The sequence below is a fragment of the Streptomyces sp. Ag109_G2-15 genome (assembly GCF_900215565.1).
Lineage (GTDB): Bacteria > Actinomycetota > Actinomycetes > Streptomycetales > Streptomycetaceae > Streptomyces > Streptomyces diastatochromogenes.
In genome coordinates, this window is the sequence record NZ_OCNI01000001.1 from 7458430 (window position 1) to 7474866 (window position 16437).

At 74.2% G+C, this 16437-nt stretch carries 14 protein-coding genes and 1 pseudogene; 11 read left to right on the forward strand and 4 right to left on the reverse strand.

Annotated elements, in window-relative coordinates:
• Window positions 1-153 precede the first annotated feature (153 nt).
• The 6 genes from CRP49_RS33560 to CRP49_RS47030 all read left to right on the forward strand — a co-directional run bounded on the left by CRP49_RS33560 (window position 154) and on the right by CRP49_RS47030 (window position 7832).
• On the forward strand, window positions 154-2478 hold the full coding sequence (locus tag CRP49_RS33560; protein WP_097256732.1) for a lantibiotic dehydratase: 2325 nt from the start codon (window positions 154-156) through the stop codon (window positions 2476-2478).
• Entirely contained in the window at window positions 2478-4010 is a 1533-nt protein-coding gene (locus tag CRP49_RS33565) for an amino acid adenylation domain-containing protein (RefSeq protein ID WP_097256733.1), read from the forward strand. The genes CRP49_RS33560 and CRP49_RS33565 overlap by 1 nt, the downstream gene beginning before the upstream one ends.
• Window positions 4007-5011: a threonine/serine dehydratase gene (locus CRP49_RS33570; RefSeq protein WP_097256734.1), complete on the forward strand. Its 1005-nt coding sequence runs from the start codon at window positions 4007-4009 to the stop codon at window positions 5009-5011. Before CRP49_RS33565 ends, CRP49_RS33570 begins: the two co-directional genes overlap by 4 nt.
• Complete coding sequence (locus CRP49_RS33575) at window positions 5008-5256, forward strand: acyl carrier protein (RefSeq protein WP_097256735.1); 249 nt, start codon at window positions 5008-5010, stop codon at window positions 5254-5256. Before CRP49_RS33570 ends, CRP49_RS33575 begins: the two co-directional genes overlap by 4 nt.
• Window positions 5257-5336: 80 nt before the next feature.
• Window positions 5337-7625 (forward strand): lantibiotic dehydratase, encoded by a 2289-nt coding sequence (locus CRP49_RS33580; RefSeq protein ID WP_097257680.1) that lies wholly within the window; start codon window positions 5337-5339, stop codon window positions 7623-7625.
• Window positions 7626-7685: 60 nt separating this feature from the next.
• Window positions 7686-7832: a DUF5959 family protein gene (locus CRP49_RS47030; protein ID WP_179851833.1), complete on the forward strand. Its 147-nt coding sequence runs from the start codon at window positions 7686-7688 to the stop codon at window positions 7830-7832.
• Here the strand turns inward: CRP49_RS47030 and CRP49_RS48190 are convergent.
• From CRP49_RS48190 to CRP49_RS33595, 3 genes and pseudogenes are all read right to left on the reverse strand, one after another.
• A pseudogene (locus CRP49_RS48190) lies at window positions 7817-8114 on the reverse strand (aminoglycoside phosphotransferase family protein); the annotation flags it as partial. The gene CRP49_RS47030 and the pseudogene CRP49_RS48190 sit on opposite strands and share 16 nt — an antisense overlap.
• Window positions 8115-8175: 61 nt before the next feature.
• Window positions 8176-8796: a hypothetical protein gene (locus CRP49_RS33590; RefSeq protein ID WP_097257681.1), complete on the reverse strand. Its 621-nt coding sequence runs from the start codon at window positions 8794-8796 to the stop codon at window positions 8176-8178.
• 45 nt (window positions 8797-8841) lie between these two features.
• The gene (locus CRP49_RS33595; RefSeq protein WP_097256736.1) at window positions 8842-10041 is read right to left on the reverse strand and encodes an SMI1/KNR4 family protein; all 1200 of its coding nucleotides are present in this window, start codon (window positions 10039-10041) and stop codon (window positions 8842-8844) included.
• Between the two features lie 127 nt (window positions 10042-10168).
• On the opposite strand from CRP49_RS33595, the gene CRP49_RS33600 reads away from it, so the two are divergent.
• From CRP49_RS33600 to CRP49_RS33620, 5 genes are all read left to right on the forward strand, one after another.
• Complete coding sequence (locus CRP49_RS33600) at window positions 10169-10699, forward strand: PadR family transcriptional regulator (protein ID WP_097256737.1); 531 nt, start codon at window positions 10169-10171, stop codon at window positions 10697-10699.
• Between the two features lie 121 nt (window positions 10700-10820).
• On the forward strand, window positions 10821-11996 hold the full coding sequence (locus tag CRP49_RS33605) for a DUF2306 domain-containing protein (protein ID WP_257033574.1): 1176 nt from the start codon (window positions 10821-10823) through the stop codon (window positions 11994-11996).
• Window positions 11997-12108: 112 nt separating this feature from the next.
• On the forward strand, window positions 12109-13011 hold the full coding sequence (locus CRP49_RS33610) for a hypothetical protein (protein WP_097256739.1): 903 nt from the start codon (window positions 12109-12111) through the stop codon (window positions 13009-13011).
• 9 nt (window positions 13012-13020) lie between these two features.
• Window positions 13021-13527: a molybdenum cofactor biosysynthesis protein gene (locus CRP49_RS33615; protein ID WP_097256740.1), complete on the forward strand. Its 507-nt coding sequence runs from the start codon at window positions 13021-13023 to the stop codon at window positions 13525-13527.
• Window positions 13528-13597: 70 nt separating this feature from the next.
• Entirely contained in the window at window positions 13598-14254 is a 657-nt protein-coding gene (locus CRP49_RS33620; RefSeq protein ID WP_097256741.1) for a hypothetical protein, read from the forward strand.
• Window positions 14255-14374: 120 nt separating this feature from the next.
• On the opposite strand, the gene CRP49_RS33625 is transcribed toward CRP49_RS33620, so the two are convergent.
• Window positions 14375-16402 carry a heavy metal translocating P-type ATPase gene (locus tag CRP49_RS33625; RefSeq protein ID WP_097257682.1) on the reverse strand — a complete coding sequence of 676 codons (2028 nt, stop codon included), beginning with the start codon at window positions 16400-16402 and terminating at the stop codon, window positions 14375-14377.
• Between the last annotated feature and the right edge of the window lie 35 nt (window positions 16403-16437).

Consider the following 16437-nt stretch of genomic DNA (forward strand, 5'->3'; position numbering starts at 1 on the left):
CTGCCGGATCTTCTCTGGTGAGGGGTGGCCGTGCCGCGGGACGGTGCTGACCGGTCGCGGGGAGCCCGGCACCCGGCACTCCCGGCGGCGGCGCCTGCCGCCCGGCCGAGCCACGCGATTCCCGCGCACCCCCTTTCCGGAAGGAGCCACGCGATGTCGGACGAGCACGCACCTGTCCTGCTGCCGGGCGGAGGCTGGCGGCTGTGGGAACAGTTCGCGCTGCGCGGCCCCGGCTTCCCCGCCGACGGCGTCCTGCGCCTCGCCCCGCCCGGACTGGCCGAGGCCGCCGACAAGTTCGGCCCGGACGCCGACCTGTCCGGCACCGAGTGGCAGGCCTTCACCGAGGACGTCTCCGAGGCCGCCGTACGCACCGCCCGCCGGCTGCAGGAGATCGCCGCCCAGGCCCGCTTCCAGGCGGCCCTGGCCTGGCAGAACCCGGCCGTCCTGCGCACCGGCATCGCCCCGTTCCTGCGCTGGACGCCCACGGCCGACAGCCGCAGCAGCATGCCACGGCAGCGCGAGGAACTGGTCGCCCACTACTGGCAGCGGTTCTGCGTGAAGAACGACACCATCGGCTTCTTCGGCCCGGTCGGCTGGGGCCGCTGGGACACGTCCACCCCGGATGCCGTCGCCGTCGACCCGGGGCAGGGTTTCCTCGCCGCCTCGGAGGTGTACTTCTCCGGCTGGGCGATCGACGCCCTCGCCAAGGTGCTGGCCGAGGACCGGGACCTGATGCGCTGGATCCCGCCCCGCCGGGTGTCCTTCGTGCGCTGGGCGGACGGCGCGGTGCGGGTGCCGGGGCGGCCCGCCCAGCGGATCGGCGCCACCGAGCTGGCCGTGCTGCAGCTGTGCGACGGCACCCGCCACCCGGACGCGATCGCCGACGCCCTCGGCATCGAGGCGGGCGAGGCGGCCCGGATCGTGGGCGAGCTGGTCTCCCGCCGCTGGGTCCACTGGAAACTGGAGGTCCCCGCCGCCACCCGTCCCGACCGCGCCCTGCGCCGCATCCTGGAGCGCGTCCCCGACGAGGCGGCCCGCGAACGGGCGCTCGCCAAGCTCGCCGTTCTGGAACGCGGCCGGGACGCCGTACGCGCCGCCGGTACCGACGCCACAGCGCTGACCCGCGCGATCGGCGACCTGGAGGCCGACTTCGCCGCGCTCACCGACAGCGAGGCCCAGCGCGCCAAGGGCGAACGCACCGCGCCCTGCCGGGGGTTGGTGTACTCCGACGCCCGCCGCTCGGCGACCGCAACGGCCGGCGCCGGACTCCTCGCCCACCTGGAGCCGCTCCAACTCTGCCTGACCGCCGCCCGCTGGATGACCAACCGCTTCGCCGACGCCATCCGCACCCGCCTGCGCACCGTCCACGACCGGCTGCGCGCCGACGGCGCACCCGTGGACCTCGCCACCCTGTGGCTGCACACCCTGCCCTCCCCGCACCCGGACGCCGGCGACCTCATCGACACCGCCCAGGCCGAACTGCGCGCCAAGTGGACGAAGATCCTCGACCTGCCGCCGGGGGCGCGCCGGGTCCGGCTGTCCACGGCGGAGCTGGCCGAGCGGGTGCGGCGGGAGTTCGACGAACCGGGCGACGGCTGGTCGCTGGCCCGGTACATCAGCCCCGACGTCCTGGTGACGGCCGCAGACGACGAGGCCCTCGCGCGCGGTGACGTCGAACTGGTCCTGGGCGAGATGCACTGTGCGCTGAACACGATGGGTGCCTCCCTGTTCGTGTACCAGCACCCCGACCGGAACGTGCTCCTCGCCGAGACCACCCGCGACTTCCCCGGCCCGCGCCTGCTGCCCATGCTGCCGAAGGAACTGCCCCTGAAGTGGTCCTCGCGCAGCCGCCCCGCCCTGGACCGGCCCGAGGACCACTACGTGGCCCTGGTCGACCAGACCGGAGACCCGCACCGGCCCCGCACCGTGCTCGGCGCGGACGTCACCGTCGAGGACCGCGACGGCCGGCTCGCCGCCGTGCTGCCCGACGGCACGGCGTACGACCTCCTCGACGTGTACGCCAACACCCTCACCCAGCGCGTCATGGACCGCTTCACCCTGCGCCCGGAGGGCGAGCACACCCCGCGCATCACCGTCGACCGCATGACCGTGGCCCGCGAGACCTGGCAACTCCCCGTCGCCGGAGTGGACTTCGCCGACGAGAAGACGGAGGCCGCCCGCTTCGTCCGGGCCCGGCACTGGCAGCGCCGCCACGAGCTGCCCCGGTACGTCTTCGTCGTCTCCCCGACCGAACCCCGCCCGTTCTACGTCGACTTCGACAGCCCCGTGTACATCACCATCCTCGCCAAGGCGGCCCGCAGGCTCGCCCGCAAGGACCCCGGGGCCCGGCTGAAGGTCAGCGAGATGCTGCCCACCCCGGAACAGGCCTGGCTCACCGACGACGAGGGCCGCCGCTACACCTCCGAACTCCGGTTCGTGGCCGTCGACCAGACCGTCGCCGGCACGGGGGAGGCGTGATGCGCACCGTCGCCGACGACATCCACGCACACGCCTCGCGTCACCCGCGCCGGATCGCGCTCACCACACCCTCAGGTGAGGTGACCTACACCCGGCTCGCCGAGCACATCGAGGAGACGGCCCGGATCCTGCGGGCCCACGGCGTCGGCCCGGAGACGGTGTGCGCCGTGGCCGTCGAGCACGGCACCCGGGCGGTGGCGGCCATGGCCGCGGTCCTGCGCTGCGGGGCGGCCTTCCTGACGCTCGACGTGGGGCAACCGCGCGACCGACTGGCCGCGTTCACCCGAAGCGCGGGCGCCGGCCTGCTGCTGACCACCGCCGACCTGGCCCCCGTCCTGGGCCTGCGGATGCCGTCCGTCCTCCTCGACCAGCCACACCCGGCGACCCCGGACGACGCACGGCCCGGCCCGGTCGACCCCCGCGCCCTCGCCTACGTCAGCCACACCTCCGGCAGCACCGGGGAACCCAGTGCCGTCCTGGTCGAACACCGCAGCCTCGACATGTACTTGAGGGACACGGCCGCCGCGTTCGGTCTCGGCCCGGACACGGTGGCCCTGCAGACGGCACCCCTCGGTTACGACGCCTCGATCCGGGACACCTTCGTCCCGCTGCTCGCCGGCGCCCGCCTGGTGATCGTGGACCGGGCCCGGCTGCTGCGCCCCGAGGAGTTCGCCCGCACCGTCCGCGAGCACGGCATCACCGCCGTGCTGAGCACCACCCCCTCCTTCCTGGCCCACCTGGCCGGGCAGCGGGGGCTCGGCGAACCGCTGGCCGGCGTCGGCCTGGTGGCGTCCAGCGGGGAGTCGCTGCGGCCCTTCCTCGCCGCGGGCGGCCGCTCCCTCGTACCCGGCACGCTGGTCAACCAGTACGGCCCGACCGAGTGCACCATGACCACCACCCGGTACGCCGTCCCCGCCGCACCCGACCCGTCCGCCGACCCGGTGGGCACGCCCCGCGCCGGAGCCGTGATCCGGGTCCTGGACGCCGACTTGGCATCCGTGCCCGACGGCACGGTGGGCGAGGTGTACATCGGTGGAGCCGGCCTGGCCCGTGGCTACGGCGGTCGACCGGCCCGCACGGCCGAGTGCTTCGTACCCGACCCGTACGGCCCACCCGGCGCCCGCCTCTACCGCACCGGTGACCTCGGCTGGTGGGGACCCGAGGGCCTGCACTACGCCGGCCGGACCGACCGGCAGGTGAAGATACGCGGCTACCGCGTGGACCCGGCGGAGATCGAGGGTGTGCTGCTGGCCCACCCGAGGGTCACCGGGGCCGTGGTCACGCCGCACAGCGACGACCGAGGGCGCGGGTACCTCCTCGCCCATGTCACGGGCGAGCTGGCCGACACCACGGACACGGCGCTGCGCGCCCATCTCGCCCGCCTGCTGCCGCCCCACCTGATGCCCCGCCGCTTCGTACGACTCGACACGCTGCCCACGACGCGGGGTGGCAAGGCGGACCGGAGGCTCCTTGCCGACGCGGGGGGTGCGGGGAGTGTCGGGCGAGCCCGAAGAGTCGGGAGAGCCGGATGACCGCCACCGACGTGCGCCAGGTCGCCACCGTCCGCCGCCCGAGCCTCGCCGAGGTGCGCCTCGGCCCCGCCGACCTGCGCGCCGCCGCCGAGCGCATCGCCCCGTACGTCGTCCGCACCCCTCTCCTGCCCGGACCGGCGACCGCGGTGGACGGCCCGCGCCTGCTGCTGAAGGCCGAACACCTCCAGCCGGCCGGCTCGTTCAAGCTGCGCGGCGCCGCCAACGCCGTCCTCGCCCTGGACGCCGACCAAGTCGTCACCGGCTCCTCCGGCAACCACGGCATCGCCCTGGCCCGCCTCGCCCGCACGCTCGGCATCCGGCTGACGGTGGTCCTGGCGGCGGGCGCGGCTCCCGCGAAGACCGCCGCCATCCGGGCGCTCGGCGCCGAGACCCTGCGGGTCGGCGGGGGAGTGGCCGAACGGGAGGAACGCGCCCGCGCCCTGGCGAGCGAGCGCGACGCCGTCCTCGTCCCCTCCTCCGACCATCCACTGGTCGTCGCCGGACAGGGCACGGTCGGCGTCGAACTGCTCGCCGACGCCCCCGGCACCGAGACGGTCTACGTCCCGACCGGCGGCGGCGGACTCCTCGCGGGCGTCTGCCTCGCCGCCGACGGCCACCCGGTGCGCGTGGTCGGCGTCGAGCCCGCCTCCACCCCGCGCTACGCCCGCTCCCTGGCCGCGGGCCACCCGGTCCAGCTGCCGCCCAGCACCACCGTGGCGGACGGGCTGCGCGGCCAGCGCCCCGGAGCCGTCCCCTATCCGATCATCCGCGACCGCGTCGACGACCTGATCGCCGTCGGTGACGCCGAGATCCTCGCCGCCGCGGCCCTACTGCGCCGGTACGGCATCGACGCCGAGCCCAGCGGGGCCGTCGCCCTGGCCGGCGCCCTGCGCGCCGGCCGCCCCGAACGTGCCGTGGCCGTCGTCTCCGGCGGCAACACGCCCGCCCGCCTGCACGACCTCCACCTCGCCCACCCTCACCCGAAGGAGCACACGTCATGACCACGAACACCGCCATCAGCACCCTCGACCTGCTCGTCGGCATCTTCCGGGACGTCCTGGCCCTCGCCGACCTCACCGCGGACACCGACTTCTACGAGGCGGGCGGCGACTCGCTCACCGCCTTCCAGATCACCGGCCGCCTCCAGGAGGCCCTCGGCGTGGACCTCCCGGTCTCCCTGGTCTTCGCCTACCCCACGCCCCGGGACCTGGCCGAGGTCGTGGACGCGGACTACGGAGCCGCCTGACGGCATCCGGGGTGTGGCCGCCCGGCCGCACCCCCTACGGCAAGGACAGTCCACCCACGTTCGCCAAGGAGAGCCGTGCCATGACCGAAGACCTCGTGCCGTCCGTCGGCCGCTGGCGGCTGTGGGAGCAGTTCGCCCTGCGCGGGCCGGGCTTCCCCGCCGACGGAGTGCTGCGCCTCGCACCGGCCGGACTGGCCGAGGCGGCCGACAAGTTCGCCGCCGACGACAATCTGGACGGCGCCCGCTGGGCGGACTTCGCCCACCTCTTCGCCGACGCCGCCGTTGAGTCCGCACACACCCTGCAGGACATCGCCCGCACCCCCGCCTTCCGCGAGGCGGTGGCCTGGCAGAACCCGACCGTCCTGCGCACCGGTATCGCCCCGTTCCTGCGCTGGACCCCGACGGCCGACAGCCGGAGCAGTATGCCCCGGCAACGGGAGGAGCTGGTCGCCCACTACTGGCAGCGGTTCTGCGTGAAGAACGACACCATCGGCTTCTTCGGCCCGGTCGGCTGGGGCCGCTGGGACGCGACCGCGCCGGGTGTCACGCTCGACGCCGGACACGGCCTGATCGCCGACTCGACTGTCTACTGGGCCAGTTGGGGCATCGACGCGCTGGCGAAGACCCTGGACGCCGACCCCGCCCTGCGCGAGTGGACCGCACCCCGGCGCGTGCCCTTCGTCGCCCTGGACGGGGACCGGGTCCGGGTACCGGGGCGGCGCCCGCTGACCCTGTCGGCCGAGGCCGCGGCCGTCCTCGCCCGCTGCGACGGCATCCGCCCGGCGCGGCGCATCGCCGCCGAACTACCGGACACCGACGTGCCCGCCGTCCTGGACGACCTGGTCGCCCGCCGCTGGGTGGTGTGGCGCCTGGAGGTCCCCGCCGACACCCACCCCGACCGCGCCCTGCGTTCCTGGCTCGAGTCCGTCGGGGCGCCCGGGCCGCGCCGCCGGGGCCTCGCGGCCCTGAACCGGCTGGAGGAGGGCCGCGCCCGTATCGCGGCGGCCCGTGACGTCGACGAGCTGGTCGAGGCGATGACCGGCCTGGAGCGCACCTTCACGGAGCTGACCGACACGCCCGCCGTGCGCGAGAAGTCCGCGTCGACCGCCCCGTGCCGGGCGCTGGTGTACTCCGACACGCGCCGGGCCGCCACCGCCCGCATCGGCCCGGCCGTACTCGACGCCCTGCGCCCGCTGCGGCCCCTGATGGACAGCGCCGGCTGGCTCACCTCCCGCCTCGCCGAGACGGTGACGGCCGAGGCGCACCGGGTGTACGCACGGCTGGCCGCCGAGGGCCCGGTCGACCTGGCGTCCTTCTGGTTCGCGTGCCTGCCCGTGCTGCACGGCCCGGCGCGCACCGCCGCCGTGGACCTCCAGCGGGAGTTCGCCGAGCGCTGGCAGCGCGTCCTCGCCGTGCCGGCCGGGGCCCGCCGCGTGGACGTACGACTGCCGGACATCGAGGCACAGGTCGGGAAGGAGTTCGGGACGACCGGCGGCGGCTGGACCGCCGCCCGCTATCTCAGCCCGGACGTGATGCTGGCCGCCGACGGAGCGGAGGCGGTCGCACGCGGCGACTTCACCCTCGTCCTCGGTGAACTCCACGTCGCCGCCAACACGTTGGGCGCCTCGCTCTTCACCCACCAACACCCCGACGTGGACGAGCTGTTCCGCCTCACCGACCGCGACCACCCCGGCCCGCGCCTCATGCCCCTCATCCCGAAGGAGCACCGAGCCCGCCTCTCGGCCAGGGTCCGCCACACCCTCGTACGACCCCAGGACCATCAGGTGGCCCTGGCCGACTTCACGGCGGACCCGAACCGGCCCCGCACCGTCCGCAGCGCCGACGCCATGGTGGAGGAACGCGAAGGCCGGCTGGTCGTCCGGCTCCCGGACGGCTCCAAGTTCCCGGCGGTGGACGTCTTCTCCCACGTGCTGACGACCCTGTCGATGGACCTGTTCCGGCTCCTCCCGGAGTCGGACCACTCGCCCCGGGTGAGCGTGGACCGCCTGGTGATCGCCCGGGAGACCTGGCGGGTGGCCGCCGCCCGGGCGGAGTTCGCCGACGACAAGGACGAGGCCCGCCGTTTCGTCCGCGCCCGTCACTGGCGCACCGAACGCGGCCTGCCCCGCTTCGTGTTCGTCGTCTCTCCGACCGAGTCCCGGCCGTTCTACGTGGACTTCGACAGCCCCGTCTACGTCACCATCCTCGCCAAGGCCCTGCGCCGCCTCGCCCGCAAGCACCCGGAGGGCAAGGTCACGATCACCGAGATGCTGCCCACCCCGGAACAGACCTGGCTCACGGACGACGAGGGCCGGCGCTACACCTCGGAGCTGAGGTTCGTCGCCTTCGACACCGAGCCCAGGCCATAGTGTTCGACCACATGCGCGAGCCGGGAGGTGCCTTGATGGCCGAGGAGCCGATCGACCTGATTGCGCGGCAGCCTCAGGACCTGGCTCTTCCCGGAGGATCTTCGCCAGTGGCAGCAGGCCCTGGACATGCTCGACGCGGGACAGGACATCGAGGCGTACGACCGCCTCGACCTGATCTGGAAGACCTGGCGTCTGAACGAGGACTGAGCCGGGGTCAGACGATGTGCCGTCCCCCGTCCGCCCTGTGGGTCGGCCAGGTCCCGGGGCCAGTCGGGGTGAGGGTCGGCCGGGACTGCCGCGCCGGTCTCGTGGAGGCGGCGCAGGAGGACGCCCACCGACCTCAGTGCGGGCTCCGTCATCGCCCACCGAGGAAACGGCGGCAGGGCGACCTCACCCGCGATGAAGGTCAGCTGCTCGCGGCCGTCCGGCGGTACGGGGTGCGGGACGGTCGACCACCGCACCCCGGCGGAAGACCGCACCCGCGTTCATCGTGCCTCCGGGCAGCGCCCGGCCGTCTCCTGTCGCGCCCTCGGTCGTCACACAGGGCAAGCTACCCGTGCTGCGCGGGCGGTACGGGTCCCGCGAACGGGGGCAGTTGCCGGAAGCGCTCGTCGAGGGCGACCGTCGGCGTGATGCGGTGCAGTGCGGCCCGTACCAGGGTGAGCGGGTGGTCGGGGAACAGCGCGTCCCACTGCTCGTCGTCGGCCGCGTGACACGGGAGCCCGCCGAACTGCCCGCCGGCGGAGTACGGGTGGGGACGGAAGTAGGCCTCGGGCCCCATCTGCGCCATCACCGTGGCCTCGCGCACACCGGTCATCGCGCCTTCCGCGGCCTGTACCTTCACGGCCGCGCTGCACCCCGCCTTCGGTACGGTCCACGAGCCGAGGAACACCTGCCCGCGCGGTGCGCCCGGCCGAGGCACCTTCACCAGCTGACGGACCGCCGGGACGCCGTGCAGGGTACCGGGCACCGCCTCGATGAGCCCGCCCCCGGCCCGGCCCACGCCTGCCGCGAGCCCGGTCCGCAGGTGCTCGAACTCATTCAGCGGGGCGGGCAGATCGGGGACGAGGGGAAAGAAGTGGACCGACAGGACGAGTCCCGCCGCGTCCGTCCACACGCCGGGCTCACGCCAGGTGAAGCCGGTCAGGTCCAGGCCGGTGATCGGAGTCATGGTGATCATCATGCCGGGTGCGGACGACCCGCCGACGGCCGGGACTCAGTCCTCGTCCTCCTCGCCGAAGGCCTCGAAGGCGGCGAACTCGACCGGGTCGTCGTCCTCGTCCAGGACGCACAGGCCGACCGTGCTGAGCCGGCCGCGCTGCCAGGCCAGCAGCGTGTCGATCAGCCCCTGTTCCAGCGGCGGCCCCTGGTCGGCGTGCCGGGGCCAGAACACGAGCGGCCAGTCGTCGGGCCGGTCGCCCTCGGTGAGCCAGCCCAGGTAGTCGCCGTCGATGGAGTCGGCGAAGGGCAGGAAACCGCCGGGCGCCGGGAAGGTGGGGAGGGGATACCACTGCGGGTGGCCGGACCTCAGCGACTCGTAGGCCTCGAGCGTCTGGTCCACGAAGGCGGTGAAGCGCGGTGCCGTCGTGCGCAGTGGCTCCGGGAACCGCAGCCACCCGCTCCAGCAACCACTGCCGTACGTCTCCATCAGCCGTACGTACTCCCCGGGCAACGGCGTGCCCAACTGCTCGAACAGCCCCTCCCAGGTGCCGTCCCCGAGATGTGGCTCGGCCGGCGGCGGAGTCAGCAGGCGCAGCGCGTCCAGCCCCGTGCCGGTCTCCAGGGCGACCCGGCGCTCCGCCTCGGTCAGCCGGGGTGCGGTCGGGGCGGGCGGGGTCCAGGGACCGGCGGTGTCGAGGAAGGCGGTGCGCGCGAAGGTGCCCGGCAGGGGGCCCATCAACGGGCCCGGCGGGGACGGAAGTTCCCAGCTGTCACGGACGGTGTGCCGTAGATACCCGGTGAGCGTGAGGTCGTACCGGTGCCAGGGGAGCAGACCGCTGCCGGGCACGGGCCCCTGGTGGGTGACGACCACCGTCCACTCGTCGGGGTCGTCGGACACCGAGGTGTCCCAGAACAGTGTGTCGGAGCCCCGGCTGCAGCCCCAGGCGAGCAGTCCGCCGGGCTCGGGGTGCAGCAACGGCCTCTCACCCGCAGGCAGTTCGCGCGCATCGATCCGGGCCTCCCGGTGCGTCGCCCACAGCCACCGGCCGTAGTCGAACCGCCCCGGCTGCACACACGGCACATGGATCCAGAGGAACTCCCCGAAGTCCACCGGGCCGTAGCGGTCGGCCAGCACCTTGTAGTCGGTGGGCAGCCGCGTCCCGAGCCACTCCTCCACGGCCGCCCAGTCCACGGGTACGGGGGTGGGCGGGCGTTCGGCGTCCGGCTCGGCGAACTCGGCCAGGTCCACGGTCACGTGCGTCCTCCGGGGTGATCATCGAATGGGCGCGATTCTGCCACCGGCGGTCACCGGCAACGTGTGCGGGCTCTCCACCTGGAGCACCCCGGGACCTTCTGCGCCTGGATCACGGTACGGTCGGCCCATGGCTGACGCGCGGCTGACCACCTCCTCCTTCCTCGTCCTCGGCATCATCGACAAGCTGGGCGAGGCCAGCGCGTACGACGTGAAGGTGGAGGCCGGCCGCACCGTCGCGCCCTTCTGGTCGGTGCCGCACGCGCAGGTCTACGCGCAGTGCGACCGCCTGCTCGCGGCCGGGATGCTGACCCAGGTGCGCCAGGAGAGCCGGCGCAACCGCCGGGTGCTGACATTGACGGACGAGGGTCGGCGAGCCCTGCGGCAGTGGCTCGCCGACCCCGAGTTCGTGCCCGTGGAGGCCCGCGAGCGCGGCATCCTGAAGCTGTGGTTCGGGGCCCGGCCGGAACAACTCGCGCCCGCCCAATTCGCCGAACACGAAAGCATTTTGGGGAAGTACGAGCAACTGGCCGAGGATGTCGGCGAGTTGCTGACCCCCGGCCAGCGGGAGGCACTGGAGTTCGGCATCCGCTACGAGCGGATGATGGTCGACTTCTGGGACTGGGTCCGGCGCCGGGACGAACGCGCCTCGGGCCGTTGACTTCGCGCACACCGTTGACCTCTGCGCGGGGCGGCTCTACCGTCGGTAACCCTTCGATAGTCCAGAAGAGACTATGGCGGGTCGGACCGGGACCGGGGCCGCCCGAGAGCGGGGAGTCGTCGTGCGTCCTTGGACGAGCAGCACCTGGCGCCGTGTCGCCACGGTGACCGTGACCGCCGTGTGCGTCGGCTACGCGCCCCTCGCGATGACCGAACTGTGGCCGTACGCCCGCCCGGGCGCCCCCGCGTTCGGGGAGTCGCTGCTCGCGCACGCGGTCTCGCCCCGCTACGTCGCCGACGCCCTCGCGACCCGCGTCGCGCCGTACCGGCACAGCCTCATCCCGATGATCGTGCACTCCGCCCTGGGCGGACTGCTCATGCTGCTCGGGCCCGCGCAGCTGCTGACCGCCACGCGTCGCCGCAGCCGTCTGCACCGCGGCCTCGGGATCCTCTTCGCGGTGACGGTCTACACCTCGATGGCCGGCGCCGGCCTCTACCTCGCCCGCACCGCGCCCCGGGACGCCTTCAGCGGAGCCGCCTTCTGGATCGTCCTCGCCACCATCCTGGTCGGCACTGTCCTGAGCGTCACCTTCGGCATCCTCGCGGCCGTTGCCGGCCTCCCCGACCTGCACCAGCGCTGGATGCTCCTGTGCTACGGCTTCCTGCTCACCGCGCCCCTGCTGCGTCTGGAGTGGGGCGCCCTGCCGGCCGTGCTGCCCGGGCTGCCGATGACGGAGATCAACCGGGTCGCCATCATGCACCTCGGGTCCCTCGTCGCGTTCGGCGCGCTGCTCGCCTCGCGCGCCCGGGACCGCCGGGACACCGTCGACGGCCTCGGCCGGTCCTGGGCGCCGCTGCCCGTGACCGCCACCGCGCACCTGGCCGCGGCCGCCGCCCTCGTCTGGATCGCGCGCGCCTTCTCCGCGTACGGCACGGCCGGGCGCCGGCTGCTGGTCGCCTATCTGGTGCCGTACGCCGTCGCCCACGCCGTCATGGCCCTCGGCGCCCGGCGAGCCGCCCGGCAGGCGCGGCCCTGGGCCCGTGAGGAGTGGCGGATCCATCTGACCGGGCTGTGCCTGGCGCCCGTGGTCTCGGCCGGCGCCGTCGTGCTCTTCGAACACAGCCTGGGACTCGCCCGGTTCACCGCCCTGACGGCGGGCGTCGCGATCGGCTGCGGGCTCACGGCCTTCGGCGCCACCCAGGTGGTGAGCCTGCGCCTGCTGTACGCCCGCGAGGTCCGCAGGCGCTCCGCCCCGGCGCCGCTGCCTGCCGTGCGGGCGGCTACTTCGGTGTCGTAGCCGTTTCGCTCACTCCCGCGTCGTAACCGGTTCGCCGCTCGGATCCCCGCCCGCTAGCCCCCACGGAACCGAACCCTCCTGAAACGGAATCCTCCCGGAACGGAACCCTCCTATGGCAGAGTCCTCCGACCCACGCCGCGCCACCGCACCGGAGCCCGAACCGGGGAGGCCGCTGTCGGCCGGGGTCGCCCTCCTGGCCACCGCGGTCGCGGTGATCAACCTGCTCGTCGGCGGCACCCTCACGACCGTCGCCCTCACCGGGCACGTCCTGGGTGCCTGGTCCTCGCCGGACCCGCTGAGCCCCGGACTGATCGGCGCCGGCATGCTGGGCACCGCCCCGGCCCTGTTCGGGCTCGCCCGCACCCGCACCTGGGAGCAGGCCCGCACCCTCGTCCTGCCGCTCGCCGTGGTCCTGGCCGGTCTGTTCGCGGTCAGCCTGCTCAACGCCGGCCGGCTGTACATCGCCCGCGGCGGCCCGATCGTCTCGGTGCTGTTCAGTCTGGGCTGGCTGTTCGTGCTGGGGCTGCTGTGCGTGGGGGCGGCGGTCTGCCTCGCCGGGCAACTCGTCCGCCGGTCCGGGCCGCCGGTCCCGCGCACCGCTCCGCTGCCCGGCTGGTCGAAGCCGCCGCTCGCCGTGCTCGGCTCGTCCTGGCTGGGCATCGGAACCGGGCTGCTAATCCGCCCCGGCTTCTGGGCGGACTTCGTGCCCTGGCACACGAACCGGGTGGACGCCCAGGCCCTCGGCGTCTGGGCACTCGCGCTCGGGGTGGGCGTGCTGGGCTCCCTCGCCGAGGACGACCTGGACCGCACCCGCCCCGCCCTGCTGTCCCTGCCCGGCACGGCCCTCGCCATGACGCTCGTCCTGGCGGCCCGCGCCCCGCACGTCGACTGGTCCTCCGGACCCGGCCTCGGCCTGGTCGCCATGGTGGCCGGGCTGCTGGCTGCCGGGGCGAGTGGACGCCTGCTGCTGAGAGGCGGTGCCGGCCCGGGTGAGGCGATGCGGAGCGCTGGCTAGGCTCGGGGCGTGCCGCATGTGGAAATCGTTCAGCTGCTGGTCTCGCCGGTGCACCGGTTCGCTGGCCGACCGGGCGACGGACAGCCCGAGCTGCCGCCCGACGAACTGGTGACGACCGCCGAAGTCCGCGCGGGACTGGGCATCGTCGGGGACCGGTACTTCAACCGCCCCGCCCACCGCAACGCGTCGATCACCCTGATGGCCGTCGAACGCCTGCCGCAGCCGGACCCGGGCGAGGCCGGCCTGCTGCGCACGCGCCGTAACGTCCTGCTGCGCGGCGTGGACATCGACGCGTACATCGGGTCGACGGTCTTCCTCGACTGCGGCACCGGACCCGTGGACCTGGCGGTACGCAGCGCGGCCAGACCCTGCGCCTGGATGGACACCACGCTGGGGCCGGGAGCGCAGCGGGCACTGCGCGCCGGCGGGGGAGTGCGCTGCCGGCCACTGAGCGACGGGATCCTGACCGTGGGACCCGCCCTGTTCGGAGTGCGGGAAACGCAGGAGACGTCGTAGGCGAACCAGGCATGGCAGATGAGTACGACGACTCAGGCGACGCCCGCCGGAGATCATGAAGGCTGAGGGCATGACAAGCCCCTCGCCGATCGCCCCGCTCCCGTACCCCACCCAGCCGCCGCGGCCCGCGCCGCCCCGGCCGCGCCGTCGGCTGCTCGTGGGCGCGGTGGCGCTGATCCTCGTCGCCGCGTGCGTGGTGGCCGCCGCCTGGTGGAGCAAGGGCGGGGAGAACGACCCGCTGGCGGACCGTCCCCGGGTCACCGACACGCGCGCCGGACTCTCCTACGCCGTGCCGGAAGGCTGGAAGCACGACGCGGCCAAGGACAAGGACCTGATCGACGCCTTCTCCTCGACGATGAGCAAGACCTCCGGCGCGGCCTCCTCGGGCGGCGGCACCGTGCTGGCCGGCCGGGCCGGGCAGGCCGTACCGCGCGCTGACTTGCGCCGGGCGGCCGAGAGCGCCGCCCGCTCCAACGCCGAGTTCTTCTTCCCCGACCGGCCGGCCACCCTGGAGGACTCGCACGCCACCGAGGTGGACGGCCGGCCCGCCCACACGGCCGTCCTGCGGATCCGCAACGGCGGCGACGGCACCGCCCGCCTGGAGATGACCCTGGTGACCGTCGACGGCACACGCACGGCCTTCCTCCTCGGAGTCACCACGGACGAGGCCGACAAGCAGATCACGGCGGACATCCACGCGGTCGTCGCCGACGCCACCGTCGCCTGACGGCACGGTTGGTCGGTGTCAGGAGTCGGAGGTGGCCGGCTGCCATTTGTCGGCGCCGGCGCTCGCCCAGGCTGTCTCACGGAGCAGCCGCCGTCGCCTAAACGACGCCGTTGGTCGGTGTCAGGAGTCCGAGGTGGCCGCCTGCCCTTCACCCGCACCGGCCTTCACCCAGGCCGCCTCCCGGAGCAGCCGCAGGCCGTTGAGGCCGACGACGACGGTCGACCCCTCGTGGCCGAGGACACCGAGCGGCAGCGGCAGGGTGGCCGTGAGGTCCCAGACGACCAGGCCGGTGATGAACACGGCGGCGATGACGAGGTTCTGCACGACCAGGCGCCGGGCCCGCCGGGAGAGGGCCACCACGGTGGGCACGGTGGCCAGTTCGTCGCGGACGATCACCGCGTCGGCGGTCTCCAGGGCCAGGTCCGATCCGGCACGGCCCATGGCGATGCCGGTGTGGGCGGCGGCCAGGGCGGGCGCGTCGTTGACGCCGTCGCCGACGACCAGCACCCTGCGGCCGGCGCGCTCCTGCTCTCGCACCGTGGCCACCTTGTCCTCGGGCAGCAGCCCGGCGCGGACCTCGGTGATGCCTACCTCGCCGGCCAGCCGGGCGGCGGCGCGGGGGTTGTCGCCCGTGAGCAGCAGCGGGCGGCTGCCGGTGAGTTCCGTGAGGGAGGCGACGGTGCCGGCGGCGTCCGGTCGCAGCCGGTCGGCGATGCCGAGGACGCCGACGGGGACGCCGTCGGCGGTGACGAGCACCGCCGTACGGCCGCCCTCCTCCAGATCGGCGACGAAGGTCTGGGCGCCGTGCCGAACCGCAGGCGTCAGCTGGGCAGTTGACCGGTCGTCGTTCAGCAGCCGCTCCGGCGCGCCCACCGCGACGGTACGGCCCTCGACCCAGGCCCGTACGCCGATGCCGGGAGCGGAGGCGAAGTCCCGCGCGGCGGTGACGGTGAGGCCGTGGGTCCGGGCGGCGTCGACCACGGCCCGGGCCAGTGGGTGTTCGCTGGGGTGCTCGGCGGCCGCGGCGAGGGCGAGCAGCTCCTTCTCGTCCAGGCCGGAGCCGGGCAGCGGCAGGATGTCGGTTACGCGCGGAGTGCCCTCGGTGAGAGTGCCGGTCTTGTCCAGCGCCACCGCGTCGACCTGACCCAGGCGTTCCATCACCACCGCGGACTTCACCAGCACCCCGTGCCGGCCGGCGTTGGCGATCGCGGACAGCAGCGGCGGCATGGTCGCCAGAACGACCGCGCACGGCGAGGCGACGATCATGAAGGTCATCGCCCGCAGCAGGGAGTCGGTCAGCGCGGCGCCGAGGGCGAGCGGCACCGCGAACACCGCGAGCGTCGCCGCCACCATGCCGAGCGAGTAACGCTGTTCGACCTTCTCGATGAACAGCTGGGTCGGTGCCTTGGTCTCGGAGGCCTCCTCCACCATGCGGACGATCCGGGCGATCACCGAGTCGGCGGCACCCCGCCCGACCCGCACGCGCAGCGCGCCGGTGCCGTTGAGCGTGCCGGCGAACACCTCGTCACCCGGCCCCTTGGCCACCGGAAGCGGCTCGCCGGTGATGGTGGCCTGGTCGACCTCGCTCGCCCCCTCCAGCACCTGACCGTCGGCGCCGATCCGCTCCCCGGGCCGGACGAGCACGGTGTCACCGACGGCGAGGTCCGCCGGGGCGACGGTCTCCTCCCGGCCGTCGGCGCGCAGCCGGGTCGCGGTGACCGGGGCCAGATCGAGCAGGCCGCGCACCGAGTCGGCGGTGCGCGCGGTGGCCAGCGCCTCCAGCGCGCCGGACGTCGCGAAGATGACGATCAGCAGCGCCCCGTCCATCACCTGTCCGACGGCGGCCGCCCCGAGCGCGGCCACGATCATCAGCAGGTCGACGTCCAGGGTCTTCTCCCGCAACGCCCGCAGCCCGGCCCACGCGGGCTCCCAGCCGCCGGCGGCGTACGCGAGCGCGTACGGCACACCCCAGGCCCAGCCAGGCGCACCGGTCAGTTGCAACGGCAGCGCGAGGAGGAACAGCACCGTGGCCGCGGCGGCCCAACGGGCCTCGGGCAGGGCGAACACCCGGGTCCGCCGCCCGGGGCCGGCGGCCTCGGAAGGGGCGGAACCGGGCGGCGCCGGGCGGTCGGTCAGGACGGTGGACATGACGAATGAACCCTTCGGCAGGGCAGGGGGAACCA

What these genes read in the sequence shown, in the direction of transcription:
- CRP49_RS33575 (WP_097256735.1), top strand. Translation starts at nt 5,008, where the DNA reads ATGACCACGAACACCGCCATCAGCACCCTCGACCTGCTCGTCGGCATC.
- CRP49_RS33625 (WP_097257682.1), bottom strand. Translation starts at nt 16,402, where the DNA reads ATGTCCACCGTCCTGACCGACCGCCCGGCGCCGCCCGGTTCCGCCCCT.
- CRP49_RS33600 (WP_097256737.1), top strand. Translation starts at nt 10,169, where the DNA reads ATGGCTGACGCGCGGCTGACCACCTCCTCCTTCCTCGTCCTCGGCATC.
- CRP49_RS33580 (WP_097257680.1), top strand. Translation starts at nt 5,337, where the DNA reads ATGACCGAAGACCTCGTGCCGTCCGTCGGCCGCTGGCGGCTGTGGGAG.
- CRP49_RS33560 (WP_097256732.1), top strand. Translation starts at nt 154, where the DNA reads ATGTCGGACGAGCACGCACCTGTCCTGCTGCCGGGCGGAGGCTGGCGG.
- CRP49_RS33610 (WP_097256739.1), top strand. Translation starts at nt 12,109, where the DNA reads ATGGCAGAGTCCTCCGACCCACGCCGCGCCACCGCACCGGAGCCCGAA.
- CRP49_RS33565 (WP_097256733.1), top strand. Translation starts at nt 2,478, where the DNA reads ATGCGCACCGTCGCCGACGACATCCACGCACACGCCTCGCGTCACCCG.
- CRP49_RS33570 (WP_097256734.1), top strand. Translation starts at nt 4,007, where the DNA reads ATGACCGCCACCGACGTGCGCCAGGTCGCCACCGTCCGCCGCCCGAGC.
- CRP49_RS33590 (WP_097257681.1), bottom strand. Translation starts at nt 8,796, where the DNA reads ATGACTCCGATCACCGGCCTGGACCTGACCGGCTTCACCTGGCGTGAG.
- CRP49_RS33620 (WP_097256741.1), top strand. Translation starts at nt 13,598, where the DNA reads ATGACAAGCCCCTCGCCGATCGCCCCGCTCCCGTACCCCACCCAGCCG.